General features: G+C 43.9%; 11 protein-coding genes and 1 pseudogene. 5 read left to right on the forward strand and 7 right to left on the reverse strand.

Annotated elements, in window-relative coordinates:
* The 3 genes from VF412_RS07385 to VF412_RS07395 form a co-directional block, all read right to left on the reverse strand.
* On the reverse strand, positions 1 to 330 hold a 330-nt coding region (locus VF412_RS07385; RefSeq protein WP_414640832.1), incomplete at its 3' end, for a glutamate racemase.
* 7 nt (positions 331 to 337) lie between these two features.
* On the reverse strand, positions 338 to 1,378 hold the full coding sequence (locus tag VF412_RS07390) for an IMP dehydrogenase (RefSeq protein WP_331338583.1): 1,041 nt from the start codon (positions 1,376 to 1,378) through the stop codon (positions 338 to 340).
* Complete coding sequence (locus VF412_RS07395) at positions 1,371 to 2,048, reverse strand: hypothetical protein (RefSeq protein ID WP_331338584.1); 678 nt, start codon at positions 2,046 to 2,048, stop codon at positions 1,371 to 1,373. Before VF412_RS07395 ends, VF412_RS07390 begins: the two co-directional genes overlap by 8 nt.
* Positions 2,049 to 2,147: 99 nt before the next feature.
* On the opposite strand from VF412_RS07395, the gene VF412_RS07400 reads away from it, so the two are divergent.
* Both VF412_RS07400 and VF412_RS07405 read left to right on the forward strand, forming a co-directional pair.
* Complete coding sequence (locus VF412_RS07400) at positions 2,148 to 3,035, forward strand: NmrA family NAD(P)-binding protein (RefSeq protein WP_331338585.1); 888 nt, start codon at positions 2,148 to 2,150, stop codon at positions 3,033 to 3,035.
* Between the two features lie 27 nt (positions 3,036 to 3,062).
* Complete coding sequence (locus tag VF412_RS07405; RefSeq protein WP_331338586.1) at positions 3,063 to 3,686, forward strand: hypothetical protein; 624 nt, start codon at positions 3,063 to 3,065, stop codon at positions 3,684 to 3,686.
* Here the strand turns inward: VF412_RS07405 and VF412_RS07410 are convergent.
* The 4 genes from VF412_RS07410 to VF412_RS07425 form a co-directional block, all read right to left on the reverse strand.
* Entirely contained in the window at positions 3,683 to 4,963 is a 1,281-nt protein-coding gene (locus VF412_RS07410; RefSeq protein WP_331338587.1) for a helix-turn-helix transcriptional regulator, read from the reverse strand. The genes VF412_RS07405 and VF412_RS07410 overlap by 4 nt on opposite strands.
* A 44-nt stretch (positions 4,964 to 5,007) precedes the next feature.
* On the reverse strand, positions 5,008 to 5,373 hold the full coding sequence (locus tag VF412_RS07415) for a KH domain-containing protein (protein ID WP_331338588.1): 366 nt from the start codon (positions 5,371 to 5,373) through the stop codon (positions 5,008 to 5,010).
* A gap of 239 nt (positions 5,374 to 5,612) precedes the next feature.
* On the reverse strand, positions 5,613 to 6,293 hold the full coding sequence (locus tag VF412_RS07420; protein WP_331338589.1) for a hypothetical protein: 681 nt from the start codon (positions 6,291 to 6,293) through the stop codon (positions 5,613 to 5,615).
* Positions 6,294 to 6,303: 10 nt separating this feature from the next.
* Positions 6,304 to 7,092 carry a transporter substrate-binding domain-containing protein gene (locus tag VF412_RS07425; protein ID WP_331338590.1) on the reverse strand — a complete coding sequence of 263 codons (789 nt, stop codon included), beginning with the start codon at positions 7,090 to 7,092 and terminating at the stop codon, positions 6,304 to 6,306.
* A gap of 287 nt (positions 7,093 to 7,379) precedes the next feature.
* Between VF412_RS07425 and VF412_RS07430 the strand changes: the two genes are divergently transcribed.
* From VF412_RS07430 to VF412_RS07440, 3 genes and pseudogenes are all read left to right on the forward strand, one after another.
* On the forward strand, positions 7,380 to 9,920 hold the full coding sequence (locus VF412_RS07430; protein ID WP_331338591.1) for a hypothetical protein: 2,541 nt from the start codon (positions 7,380 to 7,382) through the stop codon (positions 9,918 to 9,920).
* Positions 9,921 to 10,078: 158 nt separating this feature from the next.
* Entirely contained in the window at positions 10,079 to 10,351 is a 273-nt protein-coding gene (locus VF412_RS07435; protein ID WP_331338592.1) for a metal/formaldehyde-sensitive transcriptional repressor, read from the forward strand.
* Between the two features lie 11 nt (positions 10,352 to 10,362).
* Positions 10,363 to 10,585: pseudogene (locus VF412_RS07440) on the forward strand (nickel/cobalt efflux protein RcnA); the annotation flags it as partial.

Raw genomic sequence — 10,585 nt, forward strand, 5'->3', positions numbered from 1 at the left:
CAAACCTTCAGAAACTTCCAAGGCTTTTTGTGAACCGGGCCCGATCACATTGTAAACGGGAAGGCCGTGAAATTCTTGTTCAGGAACTTGTGTCGAAGCCGTGTTGCAAGCAATGACGATAGCTTTCACGTCTTGCTTGCGAAGATGATCAATATTCTGTTCGGAATATTTGCGGATTGTCTGCTGAGACTTCGAACCATAGGGCAGGCGTGCCGTATCCCCCAGGTAAAGGAAACTTTCCTGAGGGAATTGCAGTGCGAGCTCTTTTAAAACAGTGAGCCCGCCGATGCCTGAGTCAAACACTCCTATGGGTCGTGAATCGTGATTCATATTGCCTCTAGCTCTTTACTCCGTGAGCGCGAGATTCAGCAATACCATTTGCAGACATTTCCATAAAGAGGGCTTTCTCTTTTATTTCAGCAATGCTTGTTGCATTGATGTAGCTCATACCACTGCGGATGCCGCCAGTGACTTCGTGAATCACGTCACTCACATGACCTTTCACGTTCACTTGAGTGGATTCTCCTTCTGGAGCCATGCCCTCTGGAACACCACCACGCCAAGAATCTTGAGCTGCACGCGAAGCCATACCACGATATTGTTTCTTACCGTTTTTGATTTCGCCCGGGCTTTCAATAGTTCCCGAAAGCATGCTACCCAACATAACTGTGCTCGCACCAGCAGCGAACGCTTTCACCATATCGCCAGACGTACGAAGACCACCGTCGGCAATCACGGGCACGCCATGCTCTGCCGCGACTTCTGCGCACAATGCAACTGCCGTCAATTGGGGAACACCACAACCCGTAATGATACGAGTCGTACACATCGAACCAGGACCGATACCTACCTTGATCGCATCTGCACCGGCAGAGATTAAATCGTGAGCCGCATCTGGAGTTGCCATATTACCAGCGATCAAATCCACTTGCGGATAGTGATCTTTCAACCACTTCATTGTCTCCATCATTTGTACCGAGTGACCATGAGCAATATCGATTGTGATGACATTCACACCGGCTTCAACCAAAGCCTTTGCGCGGGTTTTGAATTCTTCCCCCACACCTACGCTGGCTGAAATGTTTTTCACGCCATTTTCTTTAAGCAAACGAGCTTGTGCAGCTTGTGCTTCGATAGAAAGGAAGCGGTGAAGGATGCCGATACCGCCTAGCTTATTCATAGCCAAGGCCATGTCGTACTCGGTGACCATATCCATGTTGGCGCTGATGATCGGAGTTTCAATCGTCACGTTGCGGGTAAGTTTAGAAGTTAACTGTGGATCACGACGAGAACGAACGTCTGAACGTGCTGGCACAATCAAAACGTCATCGAAAGTGAGACCCTTGCCGCGATTTTTGATATCTTTCCAATTAAACATGAGAGTCATGTTTTCTTACCTCGCTTTGAAAAACATTAAACAATAACTGTGTTGAAACTAAAATGATGTAGGTATCAATCAAACTCAAAACCAGGCTTGCAATCGGAGTTTTCCAAATCAAGCGATAAGAGTCGAAGAAACTTGTTAGAACCAATGGAATAAACAAGTGGAAGAAAATAATGATACCTAGAATTTTAAACCAGTGTTGGCGGAAAACATAACTAGAGGCCTTCAGTGCATCGACTTCGCCGGCATTGTATCTGTCAGAACTTGTGACAACGAATGGAACTAAAATCAGTTCCAGGTATTTCCAAATGCCAGGGACAATGAAAAGTAAAGACCACATCAAGGTTTTTCCCCAAGCGCGCAAAGTTTCGATAAAAATTTGATTGATATAGTGGCCGAGAAAAATCGTCAGAGATTTTCCAGATTCTGTCTTTGCCAGCGCAAACAAAGCGGTGCTCATTAAAAGAACCGGAAAGATCACGCTGCTGACGATTGAAAGAAAGCCAAAGAAATAAACTTGAGATGAGGCGCCGAGTGGGTTCTGCAGAGCCGTTTCGACCTCCATGTTTAGGTACTGGTCGATGTTGTTCGACACAACAACAAGGACGAACAGAGGCAACGCTGCTTTTTTAAAAACCTTCAGGTTTTCGGCAAAGAAATTCACTCGATAAATAGACCTCAGAAGAAATGGCCGGTCAAGGGGAGTGTTCAACTGCCAAGAAACACCTCGTCCGAGCCTTAACTCTAGAGCGATAATGTCCCTATGACATGGAAAATACTAATTACAGGCGCTACCGGCTGTCTTGGACATGAAATCATGCGCAGACTTCATCATCGTGAGGTTGAGTTTGTTGCGGCTTGTCGTCAGGAAAGGACTTTTCCCGATGATATTAAGCTTTTGACCATCGACTACGCAGAGCCCGCTTCATTGGAGCAAGCTTTCCGAGATGTTGACGTCCTATTTTTACTGATTCCTTTTTCGGAGTCCATGGTCTCTCATGCCGCTAATGCAATAGGTGCAGCGCGCCGGGCGGGTGTTCAATTGATTGTTCGATCCTCCATTGTGGGGGCCGATGCAAACTCTCCCTATTTGTTTCTTAGGTCTGAAGGAGAGATCAATGACCTCCTCTTAAGTAGCGGTGTTCCTTCTGTTCTTGTGCAAGGGCAAAGTTTTATGCAAAACTTTGAACGTCATTATGGAAGTGCTCTGGAGCATGGTGCTTTATTTTTGCCAGAAGGAGAAGGGCGCACAGCTTTTCTTGATGCTGGGGACATGGCCTGTGTCATTGCTGAAATTTTAGTCAACCCGTTCACACACCTCGGAAAAGTCTATTCTATCACCGGCAGGCGTGCTCTTTCCAATGCCGAGGCTTTGGCGATTTTATCTTTGCATGCAAGAAAAAGAATCTCTTATGTGCCGATCACGGTAGAGGCCGCGCGAAAGGCCATGATGAAAAATCATGCGAGCGACTGGTGGATTGATTTTATGATGAGTCGACATCAAGCTGTTCGTGAAGGGGCCACAGCCGAGGTTACTAAGACTTTCAAGGATTTGATGAAGCGCGAGCCAAGGACATTCGAAGATTTCAGTGAAGAGATCGGAATGTCCTATGCGCCAAAGTCGTCAGCCGCTGATTTAAATTTGCGCTAAGGCGAATATTTTCTTATTGTAGAGGGAATGAATCATTCAATAAAAACCCTTGGTCGCGTTTCTGCGGCTTCAGTGAAAAAGCACACCGGAAATAATTGGGATCAGTGGGTTTCGATTTTAAATGAATCGGGCGCTTCGAAGTGGATTCACAAAGATATCGCCGCTTTTTTGAAGAAAAAATATAAACTCACAGCATGGTGGCAACATATTGTAGCTGGTGGTTATGAAATTCATCTTGGTCGCAGAGTAGAAGGTCAAAATATCAAGGGCGAATATTCAATGACTGCGACAAAAGTGATGCCATTGAATTCCAAGAAGATGTGGACGTACTTAGTATCTTCTCGGGGACTGGCATTATGGTTGAAGCCATTAGGGCCTTTTAAATTAAAAAATAAAGCGATTTTTGAGACCGAAGATGGAGCCTATGGAGAAGTGCGAACAATGCTTGCCGGTCGCAGGATTCGTTTGCGCTGGAGTGAGAGTGATGGTGAAAGTCACTCTTACCTGCAAGTTCATCTAGTTCCGCGTACAGAAGAAAAATGCATTGTCGTCTTCACCCATGAAAAACTGAAAACCGGAAGACTTCGCAACGAGTTACGGTTGAGGTGGAAGCAGGCTTTGGAAAATTTGGCAGATTCTTTAGAGCCCTAAAAAGGATAGAGTTCAAGGAATTGAGAAATTTCAAGACGAGGAGAGTCCGTGAGCTTCTTTGTAAGCTCGAGGGCTTGGAAAGTGTGATTGCGTTTAAAGAATTCGATGGCCACCTCTACATAGCTGCGACGAACGTGCAAGAGTTCAGGTTTCAGCTTTTCCAAGAGCAGAGCATCTAATACCGTGTAAGAAAAGTGTAAACGGCTGTTGCGATTTTTTTTAAGGCGTACGGCAATATTGTGTTTCGCTTCGTCGTAGCGTTTTTGTAGTACCAAATAAATGAATTCAAATTGTGCAATTCGATGATCGTAGCGCTTGTTTGCGCCAAGTTTCAAAATCATCCGAGCTTTGCCGAAATGGCTATTGGTGAGACGAGACTCTTTAATGGCTTGAAGAAGACCCAAATAGAAATGTGCAAAAAAAATTCCGCGGACCCAACCTGCTTTTTCAGCGGTTTGAATATTTCGTAGAAACATGACACGGGCTTTTGCATAGTTTCTTAAATGCAAATACGTTGTTCCCATTTGCAAATAGTTGAGTGCAATGTTCAGCATTGGAGGTGCGTCGGGGTTTGAATACTCCAGCAGGATCGATTTTTTTGCGCAGATCAAAGCCTCCTCATATCTTTCCATCTGATGAAACAGGCGAGATTTTTTGTAATAAAAAAGCGCATGACAACAGGGATCATCAATCTCAGTCAGAAGCTGCTCGGCTTTGTCGAAATATCTTTGGGCTTCAGCGAAGTTTCCTGTGGTTTCTTCGCGAAGGGCCTGCCAGTTCATGATATCAAGTTGTTCTGTGGGAATTTCCAAGGTATCGGCGATTTGTATTGCCTGATTGAGATACATACGACATGCGCGAAATTTGCGAAGATGGTACGAGGAAATTCCAATGTATTTATATAAACTCAAACGCTGCTCTGAAGATAAGGTATGTGGTGCGAAAGATTTCAGGATGTTGAGGTAGTTTTGCCAGTCTCCTGTGGTGCGAATTTTTTTTACGAAATCTCGAGAGGTGAGTTCTTCAAGGGCTCTGTTCGTCGTGCGTTGAGCAATGGATGTTGAGGACTTTTTGAGTTGATCTGGATTTGTATCAAGAGCTGCAGCAAGTTTTTCCAGTGTATCGAGACGAATGCGGCGAACAGATTCATTCAACCAGCGCTGGACTGTTTTCGTGGACATATCTAATTTTTTAGCGAGATCGTATCTGGTCAGTCCACGTGCACGCAGCAACGCGCGCAGAGCGTTCGGGTCGATCTCAATCAGTTCGCTACTCATATGGCTAAGCATAACCTACCGGCTTTCCTGCGGGAGTCTAGGATTTACGACGCTGCAGTTTCGGAGTTCTGCTCGCCAGAGCTTTGAGGAGAGAAGTAAGGAATTTCGACGATAGAGCGAATGCCATAACGAGCTGTCATCGCGATTGTGATCGTTCGAAGAGATGAGATCATCTTACCTTTGCAGCCAAGAACTTTACTAAAATTTCTTTGTGAACAGTCCACAGTAAAGACGGTTGTGCGTTCTCCGTGATGTGTGGAAACCTTCACTTCCGCCGGATGATCGACGATAAGTTGCAGTAAATTCTCGAGTTTCTTTCGCACGACTTCGCAGGCCTCATCGCGAGAGAAATTTTCTTCAGTAGGTCTAGTGGTTGATCTTGAATTCGAAAGAGATTTTGTAGTGGTCACGTGCTGCATCCGTTCTAGTAAATAGAAAACTAATTATAATTGCGCATCGGCAATGTGCAGTGGAAATAAAAGGGGTCAATGAAGGATTAACTCGTGTCCTAGATGTCCCTTCTTGAGCATTCGAATTATGTAAATGAAAAACTCAAAAAAGGGATAAGAAAGTATATAAATAATTATTTAAATGGAGGAAATTTTTGTTCACAATTCATCGAAAGATTTTTCTCGATGAATTGGCATTCTTATTTCGATTTATTTTTGATCCATTGCTGATAGCTCGAGTTCAGGTCTTTGATATTGCAGTAAGTATCTAAATAACTTTCCATTTTTTGACCTACACTTAAGCGCAAAAGATTTCGCAGGTCACACTTTGCGGAAATCATTTCTGCTAAAGCTTGGGAGGCTTCGTAATGATAGCGAAGTGTTTCTTGATTGCCGTTAAAAGGATGCGTAAGTTCTCGAACGTCCTTGGGAAAAGGTCGATTAGCAAGCCACTTGTAGTCAACGGCTCCATTTTTAGCGACAAAATTGGCAAGACCTTCTTCGAGCCATTTGGGAATGGCCTCTTTATATTTTTGATAAGAGATGACATGGACAAGTTCATGACCAAAGATGCGATCAAAGTTATCGGCGTTCACACGAGGTCCCAGCAAGACTGTGTTGTCGCCCTTGCGTGACACCGCTAAAACAGAAGGACCAAGTTTGTGAGCTTGTTCAAATTTTTCCTGACTGGAATACCAAGTCAGTGTCACTCGATGAATGTCCCACTCCATAAAACTTTGAATGCGTTCCGTGGTTTTGTCGATGCGACCTTTGGTCACCCATTTCGGGGAGTCAGCAGAGTAGGTAGAATTCGTCTGCAATTCCGCCGCAAAAGAACTTCCTCCAAACAGCAAGAAAAGAGGGATGAAGAATCTGAACATAAAGGCCGCCTTATTTTTGGGGTTCCTTGCTCATATGCTTGAGATAATACTCAATATTCTTCGTGTTTTCTTCGATGGATGCAACTTTATTAAATTCTTTTAGGAAGACTTCGTTTTTTGCGTTCTTTTTAAGAGCTAGTCCGTATTTATCAATGTGTACTGGCTTCGGATTTATCTCTAAAATATTTTTATAGGCCTGAAGTTCAGGAACTGTCGCCATGTGAAAGCGGAAGACGTTGGGATCCATGAAGACAAGATCCACACGTTTGGTCGCAAGCTTCAGAAGGTTGTAAGTATCTGTGGTTGTTGATTCCACTTGTAGTTTTTTCTGCTCAACCAGTTCCTTAATGCCGGGTCGAAGTTCGATGCCGGTGACATTACCGGCAACGTATTTCGTTAAGTCTTCGAGTTTGGTCCAATGAATGGGATGATCTTTGCGTTGAACAATAATCCAAGGGGTTTCGGAAAGAGGACGTGAATAAATAAAATTATCCATGTCACGAGCTGCATAAGGAAAGAAGCCATCAATGGTGTCATCCTTATCGGCCACCATTTTTGCCCGAGTCCACGGAGCATAACGCATTTCCACTTTGTAGCCAATTTTACCTAGAATTTTACGAAGGGCGTAGATCGCGGCGCCATCATCTTTCATATTCGGAGACATGAATGGTGTGGTCTCGGCCGTAATCAAGACAATGGTTTTTGAGCTTTTTGGTGTAGCTGTAGAGATCGCTGCGGCGGAAGCCGTCAACGTGACCAAAGTTACGAACAGAAGTAAGGCACGTGCTGGTACGTTCAACTCTTGTCTCCTCGTGTTTGCAAGATCAACAATCCTCGAAGGGAAGTCAAGGTTGAGTTCATCTTTCAGGCAAAAGGTTACATGGTGAACGCCCCCCTCTTGTTCTGTAATCTTAGGCATCTGCAATCTCAAAATGAGACGTCGTTCTTTGAAGAGGCTGTTTAACAAAAAACGGCGCTGATAGGACTGACCTGTGCCATTCGTAATTTAAAATGTCTTGATCTCTATTTAGACGGTATGGCGCTTGCTGTTCTTCTTTTAACAATACTTTTATTGATGGTGGTCTTATGAAGTCTACATTCGCCGTATTACTCCTATTGGTTGCGCAAGGTGCCTATGCCCAGGAAAGCATGTCTTCGGCGTATTCTTTTGGAGGAGCTTGTGCCTCTCAGGGCGTGTGGACTCAGGCCGCTTTATCAGCTACCCAGAATCTTCGTAAAGTTACTTTGCAGCTAAAAGATGATCCAAATTGTAAAGCTCTGGGAGCTTCTGTTCAGAGTTCTATCAATAACTTGGAGTCTTCATTAAAGTCAGCTTCCGATACGCCAGCCCGAGTAAGCCGTTTGGCTCAACTGCCTCAAGAAATCACAGCGTTGCGTGGATTTATCACGAGTGCTCCTGATATGAAGCAACAGGTTCTAAAAGCAATGATGGATCGCTCGATTGAAAGTGCCACATTGTCAGCTCAAGTCGGCGACAGCGCGAACTTTATGGGCAGCGGTATTTTGGATTTCGGTTCTCGTTTGCAAGCGACGACTCAAACAGGCCTTTCGATGCTAAATCAAGTCGTTGATTCAATTCCTCAATTAAATCAGTGTCTGACAGGTGATGGGCAGGCAGCTCTGGGTGCTTATATCAGCACTGCGGTTCAAGTGGCGTCTTCCTTTGCTTCTTCAGGTCAAGATATGACTGGAAGTCAATTGGCGACGACAATTTCTAAACTTTCAAGTCTTGTTCGTGAAAAGAAATATGCAAAAGTTTTGCGTAAATTGAATCAACAGGAGTTCATGGCCTCAATGTCATGCTTGATGGAAGTGACTAGCGAGTCTTACTGTCAGGCACGTGATGGCATGCGTTTATTCCAAAAAGGCATGGAAGATTTAAAGTTCCGTCAGGACAAACAAAATCAAATGACGTCAAACAATCCATTCGTGGGCTACTATATCCTAAATACTCACGTACCAAATATCACAAAGTGGCTGCAAAAGATTCAAATCGGTGTGGATCCAAAGCTTCCAACGGATGCGACTTTCCAAAATAAAATTCAACAAGAGGTTGTGGATTTCTATAAGGGAGTTAAAACCCTTTTGGGCGATTACAACTCAGCTCTTGCCACAATCAAGACCTTGCCCAATACCCAAGCGAAACAAAATGCGGTGTTAAAGCTTCTTTTTAAAATGACAGACTCAATGGCGTCCGGTGGCGGTACCGGTTATGGCGGAGATTCTGATAAAACGAATTTCTTCACGATGAGTATCAACTCCTTAAGAATTCCGTTCGACCTTGTGGGTATTCCAGTACCAGACCAAGTATCTGGTAAAGTGATGCCGAAGCTAAGTTACGATGAATGGTTCCAGGCAAATATGGCTGATCTTCCACAATTCAAAGATCCGGTGGCTTTGGCTGAAACGATTGGCCGTAATATGCAAGACGTAATTCACGGTGCAAACGTCTCGGCGATCGAGTATTTCAATAAGTGGTACATTGTAGATAAAGCGGCCCTTGTGAACGAATCGACGATTGATATTAACTACACCGTTGAAGACAGTCTGCAAGCGATTGATCAATATTTAGAATCTGAAAAAGGCCGCATTGCCAAATACAATGGCAATTCGACGATTGTTCCGACCATCGTTGATACGCAAATTCGCATTAGAACGATCTTAGCTGCTTACAAAACGCTTCATAATCTAGGTCAATCGACTTTGGCTAACAAAGCAAACCTTGAGGAAACGGCAGAGCAAGTTCAAAAAACGGCGGATACTTACGAAAAACTGATCACGACTGTATATGAACAGTTCAATGTGATGCAGTCTCGCTCGGGATTCCTGGCGAATCGTATGGTGAACTTTGTGTATGACGACTATGTTTTGATGATCAAAAACAAGGTGGATTTTACTCCGTATCAACAAGATCTGTATACCTCCACGGGTATGGCGGCCATGGATAAGATGCTGCAAATGTACAATGGAAATCCTGCCAATGTTCAGACGGATTTGAATATGGCTTTAAGAATCAATAAAGGGAATATCGAAGCTCTTGAAGAGCTTTTGAAAGACAACGTGATTCACTCGATCGCAGAACTTGATCAAGTAAAACGTGGCGGACAAGGTTCTCTGGCTTGGAGTTCTTTAAAGCGTTTGATGCACGATCAAACGGAAGAGGAATCTAAAGGCAACCCAGCAGTGAAGGCTTTGATTCAAGCAGATTACTTAACGAATCCATTTGTGTTTTATCCAAAAGCAGCATGGTACTGGTTTAAACACTCAGACCGTTATCCGCTAACTTCGAAGGATAGCAGCACGAGTCCACAAAGTGAGTTCGATGATGCTTCTGCCGTTGAGGCACAACTTTGCATCCAGGCTTTGGCTTTCAATAATCAGGGTCCAATCCAGTCGCTTTGCAAAGGCGTGATTTTGAAAAGTCCACTGGGTGATAACAAGTTGATGAATGTATCATATGATGAACGCTTGGTGTCGCACTTAAATGACAAGGGTATTTCAGCGCAAATGAAACAATCTTTGAATCACTCGGATAGAATCTGCGCCTTCCGCGATTATAACATCCGCAATATGGCCAAATTCATGTCGGTCAATAGAGGTCAGTAAATTTTTACTTGAACCACAAGAAAAGGCGAACCTCCCTAGGGTTCGCCTTTTTATTTTCTAAAATGACGTCCTGCTCTTCGTGAAAGAGCAAGCACGACGTTTATTTCTATTGCAGATTTCAAAATATAGGGTATACCCCTACCTTATAAGGAGTAAGCATGAGTCACACGCTAAAGAATAAAGTAAAGATCACCTCTCGGGTGAATCGAATTATTGGCCAGCTCGAGGCATTTAAGAAGGGTCTTGAGGCGGGTGACGAGTGCTATCAGAACGTGAATATACTCTCTTCATGCAGAGGCGCCATCAATGGACTTTTGCTTGAAGTGATCGAGGATCATATCCGCGAACATATCGTTGATTCAGAAAGCAAAAAAGGTGCGGCTGAGTCAGGTGAAGAGCTGATTGATGTTTTGAAAAGTTTTATTAAATAAGAAAGTAAAAGATGAATCCTATGATTGAGAATCCATTTACCTGGCTTTATTTTCCAACAGCTTTGGCTTTAGGGGCTTTGCATGCGCTTGAACCAGGACATGCAAAGACGCTAACCGCAGCTTATCTTATCGGCATAAAGGGAACGAAGCGTGATGCTTTGTTATTGGGTCTTTCTGTAGCTATCACTCATAGTTTTGTGGTGATCGCTATTTCAGTGGCTGCATTATGGCTGG

Source organism: Bdellovibrio sp., assembly GCF_036384735.1.
Lineage (GTDB): Bacteria > Bdellovibrionota > Bdellovibrionia > Bdellovibrionales > Bdellovibrionaceae > Bdellovibrio.